Origin of the sequence: Dokdonia sp. PRO95 (assembly GCF_000355805.1) — a bacterium.
In the GTDB taxonomy this organism is placed as follows: domain Bacteria; phylum Bacteroidota; class Bacteroidia; order Flavobacteriales; family Flavobacteriaceae; genus Dokdonia.
The window spans coordinates 1,720,108-1,741,837 of record NZ_CM001837.1 but is presented as its reverse complement, the minus strand read 5'-3'; the positions used below and the strand labels follow the sequence as shown (position 1 = coordinate 1,741,837).

Below are 21,730 nucleotides of genomic sequence, written 5' to 3'. Positions count from 1 at the left end.
AGAGATACCTGTGTATACAGGTATTATATTAGGTATTGATTGTAAGCAACTTGATAATCTGTAATTATCAAGGGAGGAGGATGATTTGTAACCGATGCAGAGTGTTTATCTGCTTCTACAAAAAGATATGTATAGCTGTAGGTGAAGGCTTTTAAAAATACAAGTTGATCTGTAGTAAATTGATCAAATTGTATTTTGAGCTCATCTTGACCTTCAAAAACGGTTTGCTCATTCTTGCAGCATCCCATTTTTTTGTAAGTGTCTTTGCCATACTTAGCGTCTAAGGATTGCATCATCTCACAAGGAGCAGCTTCACCAAAAATCGCAACATCAATTAAGTGATCTCCACAATAGTGCTTATCTACACTAAAAGACATCGTTGATCCTAGCACTAAAAGCGCTAAAAACAAAGATGTTATTTTATGGAAACCGTTTTTCATTAATGCAAAAATAAATAAAAGCCAAATAACAATGATGTTACTTGGCTTTTTAATAACAATTACTGTGCCTATATGATCACATAGTAATTATATAGTAGCACTGATTATAATGAGTATTGCAGTCCAACTGTCACAGTTTCCTTGCGCTTAAGCTGTACTCCATTTACATCTTGCAATAAAGGTGTACCTACCTCAACACCGAGACGTACATTCTTTAATGCTCCTTTGTAAGCATAAAGATTAAACCCTAATCCTCCATCTATATAAGTACCACCAGAGTTTCTAGTATCTGCAGTGATTACCATAAGCGGATTTAAATCTGGATTTGCTCCGTCTATTTCTGAAACTACAGTTCCTTTTACCCTTGCAGAAAAACTAATCCAATCTGTTGCCTTGTAGGCCACCCAGTTATTTAAAGCATAACTATTACCCAAACGGTAGTCACGATCATTAGTACCCGTACGCACAACAGCATCTAGCTGGTTACCACCAGAAAAAGAGTCTGACTGCCAGATATAAGTCGCACCTAGTAATGCATCTAGTGTACCACTTCCTATCTGCATAGGGTAAGGCAATATCACCTCATTACCATTAGATGCAGGAGTAACATCCATTTCATCTATACTTCCCGTAGGTAATGACACCCCTACTTTACCATGTAACTGCTGTCTGTTCTTATTAAAAAGTGTAACTAGACCAGAGATTTTAAGATCTGAGATGCCACTAGATGAAGTTTCAAAATTTCCTCCCATTGCAGTAAGGTGCTCCATATCCATAGATGTGTATCCTATCATTGCAGCTAGGGTTACTTTATCTGATACGGCATACATACCTCCTAGCATATGCATATTCATAGGCATATCTGTAGGTGTAACCATATACTCTCCACCATTAGGAAGTAATACACTCTCAAAACTTACATCATCATTACCTCTTTTAAGATCATTCATTTGCATATTCATATATCTATATGAAAACATAAATTCTCCTTTTTTGTGAGTATGGTCACCCATAACAGATATAGGAGCATGCCCATCTGGACGATTACTTGACCAAGGGTTTTGAGTTTGAGTTTCTTGTGCGCTTAATACTGTGGTCATTGCTATAGCTAGCAAAACCATTATAAAATTTTTCATTATTATATGTAAATTATTGTATAGTAAAATGAGCATATCTCTTCATAGAGAATGCATAAGGTTTTGAACAGTACATATACGTACCATTCTCGGAAATAACTATACTGATAGTTGTGGAGGCCAATCTATATCAGATTGATAGGAGGCTATTTTACCCTCTATTAAAGAGTAAAAATTCTGAGTGTAATTACCTACTAAAGATGTTATAGAAAATGACTGTTCTGACTGAAAGTATAAGGGGTAAAACGCCTCTACAATACGTAAACCCAGAGTTTCTTTACTACTATCTGAAGTATCTAGTGATAGCTGCTTAGACAAATAACACTTACCGTTACACTGTAGCTTTGGTTTATCTTTATTTACACAATACGTCTCTACTATATAATCTATATTAAGCTCATAGTACAGCACATTGCTTACGTTCATAACTGGACGTAATGCAAAAATGGAAAATAGTATAAGTGCGTAAATTGCTTTCAACAGGTAGGTCTGTTATTGACAAGGAATATATTAAACAAGTCCTTATTGTATCTCCTTATCTACTACGCCGCACTTAAGCATTTTATCACCGTAGTAAGGATTGCGTATTTCTTTAGAATTTGATAACCAGTAAGCACCTTTACCCTCAAATGCCATCGGGCAGTATTGCTTATATATAGTGCCAGATGTAATCTCGTTAGATAAGTACACCTCTACCTTTTTAGAAATATTTTCAAAAGCTACACGTTGCTCTGCAGCATCCTTAGACACTGAGATAAGTGTAAGATCATCGTTTAAACCTTTTGCGATATCACTTTCAGTTTGTGATTCAAGTGTGCTCTTAAAGTTAGAAGCAATTTCTGCAGCTTCGTAAGGATCTGTATTTACCAAGGCTCCTTTTAAACTTAAATATGCTGCGTGAATTTGTGACGCTTCATCCGTCTTAAATGTTACCTCTTCAACAGCGTTAGTCACATTTAAATCTCCATTTTCTGTAACTACAGCGTTTACACCTATTTGAGTAGGTGCCGTTTGTACATCTGAAACTATTTGTTGTTTACACGACACAATCGCTAGAGCTGCTATTACTAATAAAGTGTTTTTCATCTTATAACATGTTAGGCTACAAAAATACACATACCCTATTTATCAACCTTACGGTAATAAAAAAAAGCAGGTAATAAGATAAAAATTAACAATGGCTGTATTAAGAATCTACGCACATAAAAAAGAGGCAGGTATTCTGAAGGGTTATGATGATGCAGTAAATAGTAAAATGGCAGTAATAATATCACCAAAACTATCAAGCAAAATATACTCGTGAATTTTAAAATACTCCTATCTGTAAAAACTATCCATAAAATTCCAAGAGACAGTAGCATGTTAATGAAATATCTTAAAAGTACATTTAAAAAAAACTTCCCTTCAATTAACTGAGGTATTGCTGTATTCTGATAATCACCATGGAAGTAATCAATAAGCGGATCGTAAAATAGTTCGCTTTCGCGAAAGCGTACATACAACAACCCCAACAAAAACAATCCACCTATCAGGACGCGGATTAACTTATTCATCCTTCACCGGTTTTTTATAAGAGTTGATCCAACCTATCCATAACAAGAACACGGTACCATAAATTACCGCCGGAAAGATGGTTCCATGAAGTACATCTGCATATTGTGGATACTCATAAATACCTATGGTAAGTAATGCAATGCGCAAGACATTCATCCCATAAATAAGTGCTACTCCTCCAAAAATGAATAAGAGCGTGCGCTTCATATCACCAAAGAATGCTAGCATGAATGAAATAAATAATAGCATTACACTTACAGCGTTACAACCTTCTACAACGCGAGCAAGCGTTTTTCCATTCATTGTGAGATTCATAGCAGGTTCCCACTTACTTGGCACTACTTGCATGTCATAACCTAATGATGTGATGACAGATTGACTTTGCCTGGCAACCGTATGTGTAATAATGTCGGGAAAATAGCGACTACTGCCTCCGTAGGTTAAAAATAGTTGGTAAAGCACCACAAAAACCAAATAACTTCCTATGAAGATAATGAGAAATCGAAGTACGGACTTATATTTGCGTAGTAGTTTAAGCAAGGGGCGTGTTTTGACGTCTAAAATACAAGAAAAATGGCTTTTGAAGATTTAAAAATAGAAGTAAGCCGCATCGCGGATAAAAAAGAAGATAGCGCTACAAGCAAAATGACTGCAATATGCGAGTTATTGCGCGAGCGCATAGAATATTATGACTGGGTAGGCTTTTACATGGCAAACCATGAAAAGCGCACATTACACCTAGAAGCATTTGCTGGAGAACCTACAGATCACACGGTAATTCCTTTTGGAAAAGGAATATGCGGTCAGGTAGCAGAATCTAATGCAAACTTTGTAGTGCCAGACGTAAAAGCACAAGACAATTATATTGCTTGCTCTATCACTGTAAAAAGTGAGATTGTTATTCCATTATTTAAAGATGGTAAAAACATAGGGCAGATAGATATAGACTCAAGTCACGTAGATCCTTTTACAAAGGATGATGAAGATTTCCTTGAGTTTGTAAATGTGCAAGTTGCAGCACTGCTGTAAGAAGTACCTCCCACTAATTAAAAAGCCTCAATTCTAAATTTAGAATTGAGGCTTTTTTTTATAATATGTGAAGCTATTACATCCCTGTTCTTATTGCTTCTACAGGATCTAATCGAGAAGCACCTATTGCGGGGATAATCCCTGCGATGATGCCTATAATAAATGTTGTAAAAAGCCCTAAGAAAATATTATCAAATGATAACACAAACTCAAAGTCTCCTGCAATTTTTGAAACATCTAAGAGCCATACTATAAGCTGAACCATAATTAAGCCAATAAAACCGCCAAAAATAGATAGCAATACAGATTCAAATAAAAACTGAAATAAAATAAAACGACGCTTAGCTCCTAGTGCCTTCTGTATACCTATGAGATTTGTACGTTCCTTGACACTCACAAACATAATATTTGCAATCCCAAAACCACCTACTAGTAATGCAAAGCCACCTATTAACCAGCCTACCGTAGTAAGTACTCCTATGATCCCATCAATAGCATCTGTAAAGCCGCTAAGTCTATTGATAAAGAAATCACTAGTTTCTCCAGCTTTTATAGACCTACCCGCTCTCATTTTCTGTTCGGCAATAGCGTAGAATTCGTCTGCGTCTTCACCTTCTGCAGGTACGATTGTCATTGTAGGAAATGTAGATCTATTATTATCCCCATAAATACGTCTTATAATATTTACGGGAATTACTATTTTCTCATCCTTAGAGTCTCCAAAGGCGTTGATACCTTGCTTCTTAAGAACTCCAATGATGGTAAATTTTCTACTTAAGGTTTTTATTTGTTTTCCTATTGGGTCTACACCTTCCCCAAAGAGGTTATCACGCAAAACAGATCCTATGATTGCAACGGGAACACCATTTGTAGATTCCTGTTCATTAAAAAAACGTCCATCTTCAAATTCTAGTTTTTCTATCTCAAAGAGTCCCTCCGTTGCATTATCTACTTGAACACTCTCTACTACTTTACCTTCATAACTTATCTTTTGTGAAGGTATAGACATGGTATAATTTATAGCCCCTAAGCCAGGCAAATTGCGCTGTAAGTTCTGGTAATCCTCGTATGTAACAAGCGGGAAACGCTCTCGCTTCCAGCGTGGAACCTCTGTGGGTCCAAAGGAGATATGACAGATAATCATACTCTCTTGATCAAGGGATGAAAGACTTCCCTTAATGTCTTTTTCAAGTGAATCTACCGCTGCTAGCACCCCGATAATTGAGAAAATCCCAACCGTTACTCCCATCAATGAAAGAAACGTACGAAGCTTGTTATTGCGCAATGCATTTACAGCAAATCTAAAACTCTCCCCTAAGGCTCTTAAATATATTAGCATTGATTGATTTTATCTAAAGATACGAGTAAGACGCCACACACTAAAAATTGTTACAAAGTCATATCAATTTGTTAATAGAAACCCGAAACAAAAAGGCTTGAAATACCTATTTTTGAAGCTTTTAAAACCCACCTTAACGGGATCAACCAAAATCTATTAATTTTCTCACAATGAGCACAACAAAAAAAATAGGCGCAGCACTAATTTCAGTATTTCATAAAGACGGCTTAGCCCCTATCGTTCAAAAGCTTCACGAACAAGGAGTAACCCTCTATTCTACTGGTGGAACAGAGAAGTTTATTAAAGATTTAGGAATCCCAGTTGTGCCTGTTGAGGATGTAACTTCATACCCTTCTATCTTAGGTGGCCGTGTAAAAACGTTACACCCAAAAGTTTTTGGAGGTATTCTTAATCGTCAGGATCACGAAGGTGATGTAAAAGAAATGGAAGAGTTTGAAATTCCGCAACTTGATCTTGTAATTGTAGATTTATACCCTTTTGAAAAAACTGTTGCTTCTGGCGCGCCAGAACAAGATATTATAGAAAAAATAGACATCGGTGGTATTTCACTTATACGTGCCGCAGCCAAGAATTTTAAAGACACACTATGTATATCTTCTATGGAAGACTATGCAGAAGTTCTTGACATTATTACGGCTGGTAACGGAAGTACTACAATAGAAGAGAGAAAACGTTTTGCAGCAAAGAGTTTTGCAGTTTCTTCTCATTATGATACTGCAATCTTTAATTACTTCAATACAGACCAAGAAATCCCGGTACTTAGACATAGTAGTAATGATGGGAAAGCACTTAGATATGGAGAAAACCCGCATCAAAAAGGGTTTTTCTTCGGAGATTTTGATGAAGTTTTTGAAAAGCTTCACGGTAAAGAATTATCATACAACAACCTGCTTGATGTAGATGCTGCCGTAAACTTGATTTCAGAATTTCAAGGAGAAGCACCTACGTTTGCTATTCTTAAACATAACAACGCTTGTGGTTTTGCACAGCGTGAGACTATGCATCAAGCATATGTAGATGCACTAGCTGGAGATCCTACTTCTGCCTTTGGAGGAGTGTTAATCGCAAACGGAAACATAGATATTTCGACTGCAAATGAAATTCATAAATTGTTCTGTGAGGTAGTGATAGCGCCGTCTTACGACGCAGATGCACTAGAAATTTTAAAAGGAAAGAAAAACAGGATAGTCCTTACGCTCAAAAATATCGTATTACCTGAGACAACCGTGCGCACTTGCCTTAACGGAACACTCGTTCAAGGTCGCGATAACAAGACAGATGTGAAGGAAAATTTAACAAACGCAACAACCACTGCTCCTACAGATAAGGAGATAGAAGATTTACTGTTTGCTTCAAAAATATGTAAGCACACAAAATCTAATACCATTGTACTTGCAAAGAACAAACAACTTTGTGCAAGTGGTACAGGTCAAACTTCTAGAGTTGATGCCTTAAGACAAGCTATAGAGAAGGCAACCTCTTTTGGTTTTGATCTTAAAGGATCTGTGATGGCTAGTGATGCATTTTTCCCTTTCCCAGACTGTGTTGAGATTGCAGATAATGCAGGTATCACATCGGTAATTCAACCTGGTGGATCTATAAAAGATCAACTTACCATCGATTACTGTAATGAGAACAATATCTCAATGGTAATGACGGGAACAAGACATTTTAAACATTAATATAAGTTTAAGGGAGTACGCTTTCGCGAAAGCGTAATTTTACCCTTTAATATTTGTACATTTATACAAACGCGTAACTGCTAACATTTAATACCTCCACAATAACCCTATGGGATTTTTTGATTTTTTAACCGAAGATATAGCAATTGACCTCGGTACCGCAAACACACTGATTATTCACAACGACAAGGTAGTGGTAGATAGCCCCTCCATAGTTGCTAGGGATAGGACGACCAAAAAAATCATCGCTGTAGGTAAGGAAGCTGCTCAAATGCAGGGAAAAACGCATGAGAATATCAAAACAATTAGACCTCTTAAGGATGGTGTAATTGCAGATTTTGACGCGAGTGAACAAATGATTGCGATGTTCATTAAAGAAATCCCTGCGCTTAAAAAGAAATTCTTTCCACCAGCATTGCGCATGGTGATTTGTATTCCTTCTGGAATTACAGAAGTAGAGATGCGAGCAGTAAAAGAAAGTGCAGAGCGTGTAAATGGAAAAGAAGTTTACTTAATACACGAGCCTATGGCTGCGGCCATAGGTATAGGTGTAGACATCATGCAACCTAAGGGTAACATGATTGTAGATATAGGTGGTGGTACTACAGAAATTGCGGTGATTGCTCTAGGAGGAATTGTTTGTGATAAGTCTGTAAAAATAGCCGGTGATGTATTTACAAATGATATCATCTATTATATGCGCACCCAGCACAACCTCTACGTAGGTGAGCGCAGTGCCGAAAAAATTAAAATACAAATAGGTGCCGCTACAGAGGATCTTGAAGTTCCGCCAGAGGAAATGAGCGTTCAAGGACGTGATCTTCTTACAGGTAAACCTAAACAAGTGCAAATAAGCTATCGCGAGATTGCAAAGGCACTTGATAAATCTATACTTCGTATAGAGGATGCAGTAATGGAAACATTATCTCAAACTCCTCCAGAACTCGCTGCCGATATTTACAACACAGGAATCTACCTTGCTGGTGGAGGATCTATGTTACGAGGTCTTGACAAGCGTCTTTCTCAAAAAACAGATCTACCTGTTTATATTGCCGAAGATCCGCTTAGGGCTGTAGTAAGAGGTACTGGAATTTGCCTTAAAAATATTGCTAAGTATAAGAGCGTTCTCATTAAATAGAAAACTCTTAAGTTATGCATCAGATTATCAATTTCTTGATCAGGAACAAGCACTTCCTGCTGTTTGCATTTTTACTAATGCTGTCGCTTGTTTTTACCATACAATCTCATTCTTATCACCGTAGTAAATTTGTAAACTCTGCAAACTGGTTTACGGGTGGCATTTATGGATCTGTAACTAGTGTTCAAGATTATTTTAAACTCAAAACATACAACAAACAGCTTCTAGAAGAGAATGCCCGCTTACGCGAAATGTTGAAATCACCTAACGAGGATAATCTAGATCTTGACGTTCTTACAGATGCAACATCCCCTATCCCGTCAGATAGTTTGCGAAAATTCTCATACATTCCTGCAAAGGTTCTCAATAACAACTACGCAAAGACAGATAATTTCATTACTCTTCTAGGTGGATTAAAAGATAGTATTCACAAAGACCAAGGAGTGATTACTAGCAAAGGAATCGTAGGCATCATTGACAAAACATCTGCTGGCTACAGCACCGTACTATCCATTCTCAACTCTAACTTTACCACAAGTGCAAAGCTAAGAGCGTCAGAACATTTTGGAACAATGCAATGGGACGGAAAAAATCCAAATATCGTTCAGGTTATTGACATGCAACAACAAGCACCTGTAAAACTAGGTGATACCATAGAAACCAGTGGGAAATCGGCAATTTTCCCGAAAGGGATTCCTATAGGTACAGTTGATGAGTTTGAATTAGATCCAAGTAAAAACTTCTATACTCTTTCTATAAAGCTTATAAATGACATGACTAATCTAGGCCATGTATACGTGGTAGAAAACAGTTATAAGAAGGAAATTATAGCACTAGAAACACAGCAGGATGAAGAATAGTGTCTCTGTAAATATTGCTAGGTTTATAGCACTCATGATTGTGCAGATTTATATTTTTAATAATGTAAATCTCTTTGGGTACATCAACCCTTATCCTTACATTTTGTTTCTTTTAGTCTTTCCATTTACAGCTAATAGAGCTTTATATATTTTTATCGCTTTCTTAACGGGGCTTACAATGGACATGTTTGGCAATAGTGGTGGTGTGCATGCGGCAGCCTGCCTCTTCCTTGCATATCTCAGGCCGGTTGCATTGCGCTTCTCTTTTGGAGTAAGCTACGAATACAATGCCATAAAATTATCTAAGGTGAGCTTTTACGAGCGATTCATCTTTATTTCTATAATGGTACTCATTCACCATTTGGTATTGTTTTTACTTGAGGTTTTTAACATAAGTAACATACTCTACACCTTAAACAAGACGTTAATCACTAGTATCTTTACCATTATACTTTGTTTGACTATTAATATCCTTTTTAGCAGCCGTAACGAATGAGAAAATTACTCCTCCTCTTTATTGTCTTGACTACGGGTGTACTGTTTATTGCTAGATTATTTTATCTACAGGTTTATGACACCTCTGCAGCTATTCTTTCTGAGAATAATGCAATAAAACAACAATATGAAATACCACAACGTGGGCGTATTTATGATCGCTATGGTAAACTTCTAGTATCAAACCAGCCCTCATATGACTTAATGGCGATACCTCGAGAAATCAAACCTTTTGATACACTTAAGCTATGCTCATTATTAAACATTGATAAAGAGAGACTTGTAAAGCAACTTAACAAGGCAATACATTATTCTCCTAGGCACCCTTCTGTTATCGTACCTACCATGTCACAAGAAGAGTTTGCATACTTGGGTGAGCAAATGCGCAAGTTTGAGGGTTTCTTTATCCAGAAACGATCGTTACGTGACTATCAGATAGATTTTGGTGCAAACTTCCTAGGCTACATACAAGAAGTACACCAAGGAATTATTAAAGAAAAACCATACTACATAAGCGGTGATCTTATAGGAAGACAAGGTGTTGAAGAGAAGTACGAAGAAATCTTACGTGGAAAAAAAGGGATTAAGTATCTTCAAAAAGATCGATTTAACCGAGTGATAGGCCCTTACAAAGAAGGTACCCTTGACCAAGAACCTGAAGAAGGAAAAAATATACATCTTACTATAGATTCCGAGCTTCAAAAATACGGTCAAGAATTAATGCAAGGTAAGCGTGGCGGTATTGTAGCTATCGAGCCATCTACTGGAGAAATACTAGCATTAGTAACTGCTCCTAATTATGACCCTGCATTAATGGTAGGTCGCGAGCGTTCTAAAAACTACTCAAAACTTGATAATGATTCCATTGCAAAACCTATGTATGACAGGGCGCTACTAGGAGAATATGCACCCGGATCTCCTTTTAAAGCACTAACAGGTCTTATTGCGCTTCAAGAAGGAGCAATTACACTAGAGGATCGTGTTTATTGTAATGGAGGCATGCGTTATGGGAGAGGAAGAACCTTTGGCTGTCACCACCACAAAAGCCCAGTACAAATGATAGATGGTATTGCATATTCTTGCAATGCTTACTTTGGGACCGCTTATTTAAATACACTTAATAAATATAACACTCCACAAGAAGGAATTACAGCATGGCAAAGCCATCTTGAAAGTTTTGGACTAGGAGATTTCATGGGATATGACTTACCTATAGGAAGACCAGGATTTATACCAAAAGCATCTTATTATAATAGAATACATGATTACCCTAATAGGAAGTGGGGAAGTGCTGCGACGCTTTCTAATTCTATAGGTCAAGGTGAAGTTTCCCTTACCCCAATGCAAATGGCCCACTTTACAGCGACTATTGCAAATAGAGGATGGTTTTACAGACCACACATCATAAAAAAAATAGAAGGACAGGACTCAATCCCTTCACTTTATGAACAAAAAAATTATACTACTATAGATGCTAGACATTTCGAGCCTGTTATCCAAGGCCTCAATGATGTGTACAATTATGGAACTGCAGCAAATCTAAAAGTCCCAGGTATAGACATCTCTGGTAAAACAGGGACAGCAGAAAATTATACAAAAATAGATGGGGTAACTACACAACTTACAGACCACTCCACTTTTGTAGCATTTGCTCCTAAAGATAATCCTAAGATTGCCATAGCCATCTTTGTAGAAAATGGATATTGGGGATCTCGTTATGGAGGACGTATTGCATCACTTATGATTGAAAAATACATCAATAGAGAAGTGACTCGTAAAGACTTAGAAAACTGGATACTCACCCACTCTCTAGAAGAAGAATATGCAAAACCACTAAGTGGTAAACCTTTTAAAATAAATTACTAATGAGCCGATTTTCACGGAATGTTGGTAGTTTTGACTGGCTACTTATTCTATTATACTTAGCTCTTGTAGCTATAGGCTGGGTTAACATCTACTCTGCTGCCTTTGATCCAGACACAGAAGCCTTTGTAAGTATGAACAACTTGTACTTCAAGCAACTTGTATGGATATTCTTAGGCTTTCTTATTATTACATTTATTCTATTTTTAGATTCAAAATTCTTTGAGCGATTCTCTAGTGTTATTTACATAGGCTCGTTGCTCTCATTAATATTATTATTCGTTTTTGGTAAGACCATATCTGGAGCCACAAGTTGGTACAACCTTGGATTTATGAGTTTGCAGCCTAGTGAATTTGCCAAAGCCGCTACCGCACTAGCGCTTGCCAAATACTTGAGCGATATACAAACCAATATAAAAACCATAAAAGATCAAGTTCGGGCGCTTGCTATTATCGCAATACCAGCACTTATCATTGTGCCGCAGCCAGACCCTGGAAGTGCACTAGTTTATGCTGCATTTTTCTTTCCATTATATCGAGAGGGACTTGCCGCTAGTTATTTAATTCTAGGAGCATCTACGATTACTTTATTTGTGCTTACACTAGTTTTAGGACCTATATATGTGTCAGTGATTGTAATTGCGATTGCCTTGATACTGTTTGCTAGAAATAGAAAAAAACGACCTTCCAAACGTCTTTACATAGGTCTCGTAGCAGCTGCATGTCTTTTTGCATTTTCTGTAAACTACATTTTTGAAAATATCTTCGAACAACGACACCGCGACCGTTTTAATATTGTTTTAGGTAAAGAAGTAGATGCAAAAAGTATAGGCTACAACACTCAACAAAGTGAGATTGCCATAGGTAATGGTGGCTGGTTTGGAAGAGGATTTCTTGAAGGAACACAAACTAAAGGTAAGTTTGTTCCAGAACAACATACAGATTATATATTTTCAACGGTAGGTGAAGAGTGGGGATTCTTTGGGAGTACGCTTGTCATTATTTTATTTATAGCACTTATTTTAAGAGTCATCCAACTATCAGAAAAACAAAAAAATGACTTCTCTCGGATTTACGGTTACAGCCTGGCAGGGATTTTATTCATTCACTTTGTGGTAAACATAGGGATGGTAATCGGCCTCTTGCCTACGGTAGGAATACCGCTACCATTTTTCAGTTACGGAGGCTCAGGGTTATGGGGCTTCACTATATTGCTATTTATCTTTGTAAAACTAGATGGTAATAGAGTAAACGAGTGGTGATTTAAGTCCGCTTTCGCGAAAGCGTAAAAATCTAACGCACAAAAAAAGCGAGCATCACTGCTCGCTTTTTTTACACTAATAACGACTTCTTAATTGTTATCGTCATCACCATTATAATCGTCTGTTCCTTCGATTTCCTCTTCTATTTCTTGACCAGCTTTGTTAGCTCCATTTTCAATAGCATCACCAGTTTTCTCGGCTGCATTTTCAATAGCATCTCCAGCTTCTTCAAGTCCATTTTCTATATCTTGTCCAGCTGCTTCTGCAGAGTTTTCAATTTTATCTTGAGTTGTTTCTCTACAAGAGATTGTTGAAAATGTAAATCCTACAAGTGCTAGTACTACAAATACTTTTTTCATAATAATGATTGTTTATTGGTTAGAGTGTAAAAGTACTGCTACTGTTCATGGAGCACTGTTAATGAGTAGTTACAATTAACTTATATTATTCATAATTTTAAGATTAATATCAGATACCTTTGCGGCAAAATTCTTCCAGTGATAAAAGGAGTTGTTTACATGCTTATTGCCGCATTTGCGTTTACGTGGATGAACTTACTGGCAAAATACCTAGAAGATTTTCACCCGCTACAAGTTGTATTCTTTAGATGCGTGGGCACCTTTATTTTTATTTTTCCTTACATGCTAATCAAGAAAGTTCCCGTTATAGGAAATAATTTTTCTTGGCTCATAACTAGAGGGATATTGAGTTTTGTTTCTCTCGCTCTTTATTTTGTAGTCATACAGCGCATCCCATTGGGATCTGCCGTTGCCTTGCGATATACAGCTCCTTTATTTAGTGCCATTTTTGCGTTGTGGTTTTTAAAGGAAAAAGTAAAACCATGGCAATGGGTTGCGCTAGTAATTTCAGTCATAGGAGCACTGGTTTTAAAAGGAGTAGATTTTAGAATAGATACCATAAGTTTTATACTCATTATTCTGTCCTCTGTACTCGTAGGTGGTGTGTTTACCATCGTGCGTTACTTAGGGTCACGTGAGCACTTTTTAACCATAATCAACTACTTTATGGTAATCTCCATCATAGGAAGCCTTTTCTTCATACAACACTGGCGTATGCCTGTGGGTGTTGAGTGGTGGTATGTGAGTGGCATTGGAGTGTTCGGGCTTTTTGGACAAGTTTTCTTAACGCGTTCTTTTCAGCTTGCAGACACAGCTACCGTAGCTCCTATTAAATACATGGAACTCGTATATGCGTTAATCTTAGGTTATTTCCTTTTTAATGAACGCTACGATACTGCTCCTCTTGTAGGAATGGGAATTCTGGTTATAGGGATGCTCCTTAACGTTTGGGTAAAGAGAAGAGCTTAAAATAGCTGTAGTATAGGTTATATATAGAATTACGCTTTCGCGAAAGCATAAAAAAAGCGAACTCCATCAAGAGTTCGCTTTTTTTAATTAAGACATTTGAGTTTCTAGTTCTTCACTGGCTCTTTACTCTCATTCAAAAGTACCGGAGTACCATAACCTAGCTGCTCTAATTTATCCATCTGCGTTTTCTTATCGCCTACTATCAAGTATATCATTTTATCTGGATTGAGATATTTATCTGATAACTTCTTGATTTCTTCTACTGTCATATTTTCTACGATAGCCTGGCGTTCCTTGATATAATCTGGAGATATACCCAAGTTTGCAATATCATCTAGCATATTGAGCTTTGCTCCCATAGTTTCAAAAGCACGTGCTTGACTTTTTAATAGAAAACTTTTTGAGACGTCAAGATCTTGTTGGGTAAAGTTTTTCCCATAGTTCTTAAGAATATCTTTTACTAGCGCCGAAGATTCATAGGTAACGTTAGACCTCACACCACTTGAGATAGCAAACGCTCCAGGTAGTGTAGATCCAGAAAAACCTGAACGTATGCCATAAGTGTATCCTTTTCCTTCTCTAAGCTCTTGTGTGAGTTGTGAGGCAAAACCACCACCACCTAAACGGTAATTCATCATTTGTGCTGGGTAAAAATCTTTATCGGTTTCTGCCATTGCTGGATATCCAAAACGAAGTACAGACTGTTTTGCATCTGGCACATCATAAAAATACACGTTAGACTGCTCTGGAGCCTTAGGAACGGCTACTACGGGTATTGTAAATTCTCTAGCCTTCCAGTTATCATTAAGTCCTGCAAGAACTGCTGTTGCTTGTTCTTTACCTACGGCACCTACTACTTGCATCTTAACAAGATTAGGAACTACATAATTAGTATAATAACTCTTTAAATCTTCAATCGTGATTGCGTTTACAGAGGCTGGAGTTCCTAATGTATTTTGAGCTAGTAAGCTACGCTCTCCATATATTAATTTATCAAATTGTATGGCCGCAATACTATTAGGATTTGCCTGTTGCTGCTCCAGACGACTTAATGTACTCTGCTTTAATAAATCAAACTCCGTCTTATCCCAGCGCGGCTGTAAGAGGATTTCTTGAACCAAGGCAATGGTTTTATCATAGTTTTTAGCCAGTGTGTTCCCACCTATGTATATATTCTCCTTGTCTGAATACGTGTAAATATTTGCTCCTAGGCTTTCTATCTCATTTTCAAGAGCAGCGGTAGTTTTTGTTGCAGTTCCTTTCAAAAGTAAATCTGCGAGTAAGCTAGAAACGCCTACTTTATTGATATCCTCTAGAAGTAATCCTCCACGTATATTCATTTGGAATTGTACAAGAGGTACTTCGTCATTTTCTATTCCATACACTTCAAGTCCAGAAGAGAGTTTATCTTCCCACACATTAGGAACAGCAACTTGAGCAGTAGTGCCATATGCTGGCTCTTTACTACGATCAAATGATGAAGGAGTACGCTCATAATCTGCTGCGATACTCGCATCAAATGTCTCCTCTGCTCCTTCTACTATTTTTTCTTCTACTACTTGTGCAAGATCAGAATCTTCAAGTGCAAGTGTTGTTTGACCTATAGGCACAAAACTAGTAGCAATATAATTATGCCCTTTTATGTACTGCTCGTAAACGCGTTGTACATCTTCCTTAGTCACTGCAAGAATACGATCTACATCTTCTGTGATGTATGCAGGATCACCAGCAAAAATCTCATACTGCGCTAGCTGAAATCCTTTTCCTAATACACTTGATAAGCCGTTATAAAACTGTGTTTCTTGCCCTGCTTTAATTCTGTCTAAATCTTTTTGTGAGATTCCCTCTAATTCAAATTTTGTAAAAGCCTCATTAACTCCTACAAGTACCTCGTCAAGATCTTTTCCAGGATATGCATTTACACTTAGACCAAATTCTCCAGCAAGTTCAGAACCAAAATTGAACATTCTCACACCAGCCGTAAGCTGCTTCTCATCAATTAAAATCTTATTAAACGGAGCATTCTTTCCTTTAGAGAGGTAACTAGCCAGCACTTCAAGTGCATAAGAGTCCTTATCATAATTAGGCACCGTAGGCCATGTCATTGATAATTGTGGTAATCTAGCAAAGTTATCTTCATAATACAGTCGCTTTGTATTTGCTACTGTTACTGGTTGCTTTTCCATTGCTGGAACTTCCTCTCCTCTAGGAATTTCGCCAAAATATTTTTCTACCCACTCCTTAGTTTGCGCGATATCAAAATCTCCAGCGATGGTAAGCGTTGTATTATTAGGCGTGTACCATCGATTATAAAAATCTTTTACATCTTGTAATGTTGCATTTTGTAAATCTTCTAGCGATCCTATTACCTGCCAGTTATATGGGTGATTTTCTGGGTAAAGATTCTTCCCTACCACATAACGTGCGTGACCATAAGGACGGTTATCTACAGACTGTCTTTTTTCATTCTTTACCACTTGCTTTTCTTTGGCAAGTACTGGATCTGTTACCGTATTTATGAAGTATCCAAGCTTATCTGCTTCTGCCCAAATCATTTTTTCAAGAGCATCTTTTGGTACTGTTTGAAAATAGTTTGTGCGATCACGGCTTGTAGATCCGTTTGCTCCAGAACCACCTATACGCGCACTCATTGCGTCTAGCCCACCTTTTCCTAAGTTTTCAGATTCTAAAAATAATAAGTGTTCAAATAAATGAGCAAACCCTGTACGTCCTTCTATCTCTCTTGCAGATCCTACGTGTGCTGTAAGTGCTACTGCGACTACTGGATCTGAGTCGTCTTGATGTAAGATTACGGTAAGTCCATTATCTAGCGTAAACTTTTCAAATGGAACGTTGAATTGTGGGGTTTCCGCTTTCGCGAAAGCGGTAATATCTCCACCTTCTTGCTTACACGAGAATGTGATAGTTACCAGCGCAATAAGGGCTATAAGACGTGTGATTTTCATCGAAAATATATTAAAATTAAAGAGGATCAAGATAACCAAAACAGAAACCGAAAAGTTGTTAAATAGTGTTAACGCGATTAATCACAAATAACCAATGTTAATAACTAAAATGAGTTTACCTACGACTTAAATAGGAATATTTCCATAATTTTGGATTAATTCTATATTATGCAACGTACAATTATTCATTTTGATCTTGATACTTTCTTCGTTTCTTGTGAGCGTAGGTTAGATAGTCGCCTTATGGGCAAACCCGTTATTGTAGGTGGTACTGGTGATCGCGGCGTGGTAAGTGCTGCAAGTTATGAAGCTCGTACCTATGGTGTACATAGCGCTATGCCTATTAAAGTAGCTAGACAGCTATGCCCTAATGGGATTTACATACGAGGAAATGGTGGTACGTATTCAAAAATGTCTAAAGAGGTAACGCAAATTCTACAAGAAGAACTCCCTGTTCTTGAAAAAGCAAGTGTAGATGAGTTTTATGGTGATCTCACTGGGATGGATAAGTTTTTTGGAGCCTATAAATATTCAAAAGAGCTTCGCCAGCGTATTATGCGAGAAACAGGTTTACCTATTTCCTTCGGGATGTCTCCTAATAAAACGGTATCAAAAGTAGCTACTGGAGAAGCAAAACCTAATAATGAGATTAAAATTGACCCTGGTTATGAGAAAGTATTTCTTGCACCATTATCTATCAAAAAAATTCCTTCGGTAGGACAGAAGACTTTTACTCAGTTTTGTAATCTCGGTGTGCGCACGGTAGATCTTGTACAACAAATGCCTGTAGAAATGATGACTTCTGTTTTTGGAAAAAATGGACGCATTATCTGGGAGCGTTGTAATGGTATTGATGACAGCCCTATTGTGCAGTATCACGAACGTAAATCTATCTCTAGTGAACGCACGTATGGTCAAGATACTATTGATATGATTAAGTTACATACTACTATAACTGCCATGGCAGAAAATCTAGCTTTCCAACTTAGACGAGGCAACAAACTCACTTCTGTCGTAACAGTAAAAATCAGATATTCAGATTTTCAAACATACTCAAAACAGCTACGTGTTCCCTACACTGCTGCAGATCATGTTCTCATCCCCACCGTAACAGAACTTTTTAATAAACTCAATAATCGTAGGATGCTTATCAGGTTAGTAGGCGTACGCTTTGGTGGTCTTACAGAGGGACATTATCAAATAGACCTTTTTGAAAATACTAATAAGACCGTAAATCTGTATAAAGCAATGGATGAATTAAGAAATAAATATGGTGATCATAGCGTGCGACGAGCAAATACTATAGGTGAAGGATCTAGAACCATAGGTAATCAAGGTAATCCTTTTAATGGAGAGCCTCCTATACTGTTAGCTCATAGACATCAGTAAAAGGTGACTCTTTATTTTATCAAAACCCAAGATTAAAACAATGTACCTCAATAATCACTCATATTATAGTTTACGGTATGGAACAATTTCTGAAGAGGAATTACTAGACCTTGCGATACATGAAGGATGTACTCATTTTGCACTTACAGATATTAATAATACCTCTGGCTGTCTAAATTTTGTGCGTCGCGCAAAAGAAAAAAATATAAAACCTATCGTAGGTGTCGATTTTAGAAACGATACGAAGCAGTGCTACGTTGCACTCGCAATGAATAACCAAGGCTTCCTTGAGATAAATAACTACTTATCAAAACACTTACATAACAAAACTCCATTTCCAGACCAAGCTCCGCATTTTGAAAATGCAATTATTGTTTATCCTTTTGAAAATGTAATGGAGTTAGATAAAATAACTTTCGCTGATAATGAATACATAGGTGTGCGAGCAAAAGATATTTACAAACTCAAATTTTCTTCTCTTAATTCTTTATCAAAAAAGTTAGTTATTCTTCACACGGTAAGCTTTCGCGATAAGCGAGATTTCAACACGCATCGTTTATTAAGAGCTATAGATACTAATGTGTTACTTAGCACGCTATCACCTACAGATCAAGGAAGTCCTAATGACTTCATGTACTCACGAAAAGAGATTATTCAGGTTTTTAAAGACTATCCATCACTTATTGATAACACAATTAACCTCTTACAAGAATGTAACATTGATTTCAATTTCAGTAAAAATAAACCCTCACAAAACTTAACTACACTATTAGAAAGTCCCGAAGCAGATTATAAAAAGCTACTCGAGCTTTGTGAAAGGGGATTAAAAGAACGTTATGAAGTTGTAGATGATATCATCAAAAATCGCTTAAAGAAAGAGCTAGATCTTATTAAACATCTTGACTACGTCGCATTCTTTCTTATAAATTGGAAAATTATAGAATATGCTCGTAGTAAAGACTATTACTACGTAGGGAGAGGGAGTGGCGCAAACAGTATTGTGGCATACTTATTACGTATTACAGATGTAGATCCTATAGAACTCGATTTGTACTTCGAACGTTTTATGAATCTCTATCGAGCTACACCTCCAGATTTTGACATAGATTTTTCTACCTGGGATCGTGAGGACGTTACAGATTATATTTTTAAGGAGTTCAAAGGAAAAAATCAAGTTGCACTGCTAGGCTCATATGTGACATTTAAACACAGTGGAGCAGTAAGAGAATTAGGTAAAGTATTTGGCTTGCCTAAGTACGAAATTGACAAACTAAGCGATGGTCGCTATGATCCAAATAGTCTAGATGATATAAAAAGACTAGTTTTAAAATATGCGCAGGTATTACATGGCAGACCTAATTATACGAGTATCCATGCTGCTGGCATATTGATATCTAGTAAACCTATTCATTACTTTTCTGCTACAAATCTACCTCCTAAAGGTTTTCCTACGGTACAATTTGACATGCACATAGCAGAAGATGTAGGGCTTTACAAATTTGACATCCTTGGGCAACGTGGTCTCGGAAAAATAAAAGACGCAGTAGCTATCATAAAACAGAATCATCCCGGAATTAAACTTCCAGATATACATAACGCAAAACAGTTTTTTAAAGATGATCGCATAAACGAAATGATCTCACAAGCAGACTGTATCGGCTGTTTCTATGTAGAGTCTCCAGCTATGCGCATGCTACTAAAAAAACTAGGTGTTCGCGATTATTTAACGCTAGTTGCAGCAAGTTCTATTATACGTCCAGGCGTGTCAAAAAGCGGTATGATGCGCGAGTATATATTACGTCACAAAGATCCTAAACGAGCAGAAAGAGAAGGACATCCGGTATTACTGCGTATCATGCCAGACACTTATGGCGTGATGGTATATCAAGAGGATGTTATTAAAGTAGCTCATCATTATGCTGGTTTAGATCTAGGTGAGGCAGATGTATTGAGACGAGGCATGAGCGGCAAGTATAGATCAAGAGAAGAGTTCTTACAAGTCAAGGAAAAGTTTAAAAAAAACTGCCTTGCAAAAGGAGAGTCCATAGCAGTTGTAAATGAAGTATGGCGTCAGATTGAGAGCTTTGCTGGTTACGCTTTCGCGAAAGGTCATTCTGCTTCATATGCTGTAGAGTCCTATCAAAGTTTATATCTCAAATGTTATTTCCCTTTAGAATACATGGTAGCAACCATCAATAATGGAGGAGGTTTCTATAAAACAGAAACATATGTGCACGAAGCCAAAAAGAAAGGTGCAACTGTACATCCACCATGTATTAATACTAGCGATATTCAAACAACTATTCATGGAAAAGATATTTATTTAGGATTTCAACATTTACAAACGTTTGAAAAGAAAAATATAGTGTTGATTATAAATGCTCGTGTAGATGGTCCTTTTAAGTCATTAGACGACTTCTTAGAGCGGGTTCCTATAAGCTTAGAGCAGTTAGACCTACTTATAAGAGTAGAAGCTTTTAGAAGCATAAAAGACAATCAGCGCTCACTACTATGGGAAGCTCATTATAAAAACAATGCAAAACCATCAATAATCAATCAAAAAGAGTTATTCAAAGTATCCATTACTAATTATAAGTTACCTGAATTTTATATTCCAGAAGTAGAAAAAGCATTTGATCAGATAGAAATTCTGAGTCTTTCACTTTATGACCCATTCATTTTACTTCAGTCTACACCTACTATAAAAGTCTTAGCAAAAGACTTGCCTGGCTATTTAAATAATACTGTAGCGATCTATGGATATCTGGTAACGGCAAAGAACACAGGTACCTCAAATGGTAATCGCATGTGCTTTGGAACCTTCTTAGATTATAAGGGTGACTGGATAGATACTGTTCACTTTCCACCTACACTAAAGAAATACCCTATACAAGGTAAAGCAGTTTATAAGATAACCGGTAAAGTAGTATCCGAGTTTGATTTTATCACTATTGAGGTATCAACATTAGAAAGACAGCATTATAGATCTGATACAAAAACTACAGCATTCTATAATCCTAAGGGAAGTCCAAAAGATAATGACTATCATAGTCCTTTTAAGCTTTTAAAGTAAAGTAAGCGATCGAGGCTACTGAATCCACATCTATATATTGCTTAAGATATTTAAGACTCGTGTTTCCTTAACTTAATGGCATAAAAAAAGCTCCAATACTGTTGTATTGGAGCTTTAAAAAGGCGGCGACCTACTCTCCCACGAGTGCAGTACCA

Annotated in this window: 18 protein-coding genes; 10 read left to right on the top strand and 8 right to left on the bottom strand. The window is 37.1% G+C overall.

The window, feature by feature from the left end:
* Nucleotides 1-23: 23 nt before the first annotated feature.
* From D017_RS07705 to xrtF, 5 genes are all read right to left on the bottom strand, one after another.
* Entirely contained in the window at nucleotides 24-440 is a 417-nt protein-coding gene (locus D017_RS07705) for a hypothetical protein (RefSeq protein ID WP_035335736.1), read from the bottom strand.
* A gap of 104 nt (nucleotides 441-544) precedes the next feature.
* A complete protein-coding gene (locus D017_RS07700) occupies nucleotides 545-1,576 on the bottom strand; it encodes an alpha amylase catalytic subdomain protein (protein ID WP_035335735.1) in 1,032 nt (343 codons plus the stop codon).
* Nucleotides 1,577-1,675: 99 nt separating this feature from the next.
* Nucleotides 1,676-2,056: a hypothetical protein gene (locus tag D017_RS14940; RefSeq protein ID WP_051583836.1), complete on the bottom strand. Its 381-nt coding sequence runs from the start codon at nucleotides 2,054-2,056 to the stop codon at nucleotides 1,676-1,678.
* 42 nt (nucleotides 2,057-2,098) lie between these two features.
* On the bottom strand, nucleotides 2,099-2,662 hold the full coding sequence (locus D017_RS07690) for a DUF3347 domain-containing protein (protein WP_051583835.1): 564 nt from the start codon (nucleotides 2,660-2,662) through the stop codon (nucleotides 2,099-2,101).
* 459 nt (nucleotides 2,663-3,121) lie between these two features.
* On the bottom strand, nucleotides 3,122-3,670 hold the full coding sequence (gene xrtF, locus D017_RS07680; RefSeq protein WP_035335733.1) for an exosortase family protein XrtF: 549 nt from the start codon (nucleotides 3,668-3,670) through the stop codon (nucleotides 3,122-3,124).
* Nucleotides 3,671-3,703: 33 nt separating this feature from the next.
* Here xrtF and D017_RS07675 point away from each other — a divergent pair, with 33 nt between their 5' ends.
* Entirely contained in the window at nucleotides 3,704-4,159 is a 456-nt protein-coding gene (locus tag D017_RS07675; protein WP_013751147.1) for a GAF domain-containing protein, read from the top strand.
* A gap of 76 nt (nucleotides 4,160-4,235) precedes the next feature.
* Here the strand turns inward: D017_RS07675 and D017_RS07670 are convergent, their stop codons facing one another.
* Complete coding sequence (locus tag D017_RS07670) at nucleotides 4,236-5,498, bottom strand: ABC transporter permease (protein ID WP_035335732.1); 1,263 nt, start codon at nucleotides 5,496-5,498, stop codon at nucleotides 4,236-4,238.
* A gap of 170 nt (nucleotides 5,499-5,668) precedes the next feature.
* Here D017_RS07670 and purH point away from each other — a divergent pair, with 170 nt between their 5' ends.
* The 6 genes from purH (at nucleotide 5,669) to rodA (ending at nucleotide 12,819) form a co-directional block, all read left to right on the top strand.
* Nucleotides 5,669-7,201 (top strand): bifunctional phosphoribosylaminoimidazolecarboxamide formyltransferase/IMP cyclohydrolase, encoded by a 1,533-nt coding sequence (gene purH / locus D017_RS07665; RefSeq protein ID WP_035335731.1) that lies wholly within the window; start codon nucleotides 5,669-5,671, stop codon nucleotides 7,199-7,201.
* A 109-nt stretch (nucleotides 7,202-7,310) separates the two neighbouring features.
* Complete coding sequence (locus D017_RS07660) at nucleotides 7,311-8,339, top strand: rod shape-determining protein (protein ID WP_013751144.1); 1,029 nt, start codon at nucleotides 7,311-7,313, stop codon at nucleotides 8,337-8,339.
* Between the two features lie 14 nt (nucleotides 8,340-8,353).
* Nucleotides 8,354-9,199: a rod shape-determining protein MreC gene (mreC, locus tag D017_RS07655; RefSeq protein WP_035335730.1), complete on the top strand. Its 846-nt coding sequence runs from the start codon at nucleotides 8,354-8,356 to the stop codon at nucleotides 9,197-9,199.
* Nucleotides 9,189-9,695 carry a hypothetical protein gene (locus tag D017_RS07650; protein WP_035335729.1) on the top strand — a complete coding sequence of 169 codons (507 nt, stop codon included), beginning with the start codon at nucleotides 9,189-9,191 and terminating at the stop codon, nucleotides 9,693-9,695. The genes mreC and D017_RS07650 overlap by 11 nt, the downstream gene beginning before the upstream one ends.
* Nucleotides 9,692-11,560, top strand: a complete 1,869-nt coding sequence (mrdA, locus tag D017_RS07645; RefSeq protein WP_035335728.1) for a penicillin-binding protein 2 — start codon at nucleotides 9,692-9,694, stop codon at nucleotides 11,558-11,560. Before D017_RS07650 ends, mrdA begins: the two co-directional genes overlap by 4 nt.
* Entirely contained in the window at nucleotides 11,560-12,819 is a 1,260-nt protein-coding gene (gene rodA / locus D017_RS07640; protein ID WP_035335727.1) for a rod shape-determining protein RodA, read from the top strand. The genes mrdA and rodA overlap by 1 nt, the downstream gene beginning before the upstream one ends.
* 89 nt (nucleotides 12,820-12,908) lie before the next feature.
* On the opposite strand, the gene D017_RS07635 is transcribed toward rodA, so the two are convergent.
* Complete coding sequence (locus D017_RS07635; protein WP_035335726.1) at nucleotides 12,909-13,178, bottom strand: hypothetical protein; 270 nt, start codon at nucleotides 13,176-13,178, stop codon at nucleotides 12,909-12,911.
* A 138-nt stretch (nucleotides 13,179-13,316) separates the two neighbouring features.
* On the opposite strand from D017_RS07635, the gene D017_RS07630 reads away from it, so the two are divergent.
* Entirely contained in the window at nucleotides 13,317-14,147 is an 831-nt protein-coding gene (locus D017_RS07630) for a DMT family transporter (RefSeq protein ID WP_081804659.1), read from the top strand.
* Nucleotides 14,148-14,251: 104 nt separating this feature from the next.
* On the opposite strand, the gene D017_RS07625 is transcribed toward D017_RS07630, so the two are convergent.
* The gene (locus D017_RS07625; protein WP_035335724.1) at nucleotides 14,252-17,113 is read right to left on the bottom strand and encodes a pitrilysin family protein; all 2,862 of its coding nucleotides are present in this window, start codon (nucleotides 17,111-17,113) and stop codon (nucleotides 14,252-14,254) included.
* Between the two features lie 168 nt (nucleotides 17,114-17,281).
* Between D017_RS07625 and dinB the strand changes: the two genes are divergently transcribed.
* Nucleotides 17,282-18,502 (top strand): DNA polymerase IV, encoded by a 1,221-nt coding sequence (gene dinB / locus D017_RS07620; protein WP_035335723.1) that lies wholly within the window; start codon nucleotides 17,282-17,284, stop codon nucleotides 18,500-18,502.
* A 40-nt stretch (nucleotides 18,503-18,542) separates the two neighbouring features.
* Nucleotides 18,543-21,575, top strand: a complete 3,033-nt coding sequence (gene dnaE, locus D017_RS07615; RefSeq protein ID WP_035335722.1) for a DNA polymerase III subunit alpha — start codon at nucleotides 18,543-18,545, stop codon at nucleotides 21,573-21,575.
* The last annotated feature ends 155 nt before the right edge of the window (nucleotides 21,576-21,730 follow it).

Coding starts and splice junctions, on each gene's coding strand:
- dnaE (WP_035335722.1), top strand. CDS start 18,543: ATGTACCTCAATAATCACTCATATTATAGTTTACGGTATGGAACAATT.
- D017_RS07650 (WP_035335729.1), top strand. CDS start 9,189: ATGAAGAATAGTGTCTCTGTAAATATTGCTAGGTTTATAGCACTCATG.
- mreC (WP_035335730.1), top strand. CDS start 8,354: ATGCATCAGATTATCAATTTCTTGATCAGGAACAAGCACTTCCTGCTG.
- D017_RS07700 (WP_035335735.1), bottom strand. CDS start 1,576: ATGAAAAATTTTATAATGGTTTTGCTAGCTATAGCAATGACCACAGTA.
- D017_RS07625 (WP_035335724.1), bottom strand. CDS start 17,113: ATGAAAATCACACGTCTTATAGCCCTTATTGCGCTGGTAACTATCACA.
- mrdA (WP_035335728.1), top strand. CDS start 9,692: ATGAGAAAATTACTCCTCCTCTTTATTGTCTTGACTACGGGTGTACTG.
- D017_RS07705 (WP_035335736.1), bottom strand. CDS start 440: ATGAAAAACGGTTTCCATAAAATAACATCTTTGTTTTTAGCGCTTTTA.
- D017_RS07670 (WP_035335732.1), bottom strand. CDS start 5,498: ATGCTAATATATTTAAGAGCCTTAGGGGAGAGTTTTAGATTTGCTGTA.
- purH (WP_035335731.1), top strand. CDS start 5,669: ATGAGCACAACAAAAAAAATAGGCGCAGCACTAATTTCAGTATTTCAT.
- rodA (WP_035335727.1), top strand. CDS start 11,560: ATGAGCCGATTTTCACGGAATGTTGGTAGTTTTGACTGGCTACTTATT.
- D017_RS07690 (WP_051583835.1), bottom strand. CDS start 2,662: ATGAAAAACACTTTATTAGTAATAGCAGCTCTAGCGATTGTGTCGTGT.
- D017_RS07660 (WP_013751144.1), top strand. CDS start 7,311: ATGGGATTTTTTGATTTTTTAACCGAAGATATAGCAATTGACCTCGGT.
- dinB (WP_035335723.1), top strand. CDS start 17,282: ATGCAACGTACAATTATTCATTTTGATCTTGATACTTTCTTCGTTTCT.
- D017_RS07675 (WP_013751147.1), top strand. CDS start 3,704: ATGGCTTTTGAAGATTTAAAAATAGAAGTAAGCCGCATCGCGGATAAA.
- D017_RS07635 (WP_035335726.1), bottom strand. CDS start 13,178: ATGAAAAAAGTATTTGTAGTACTAGCACTTGTAGGATTTACATTTTCA.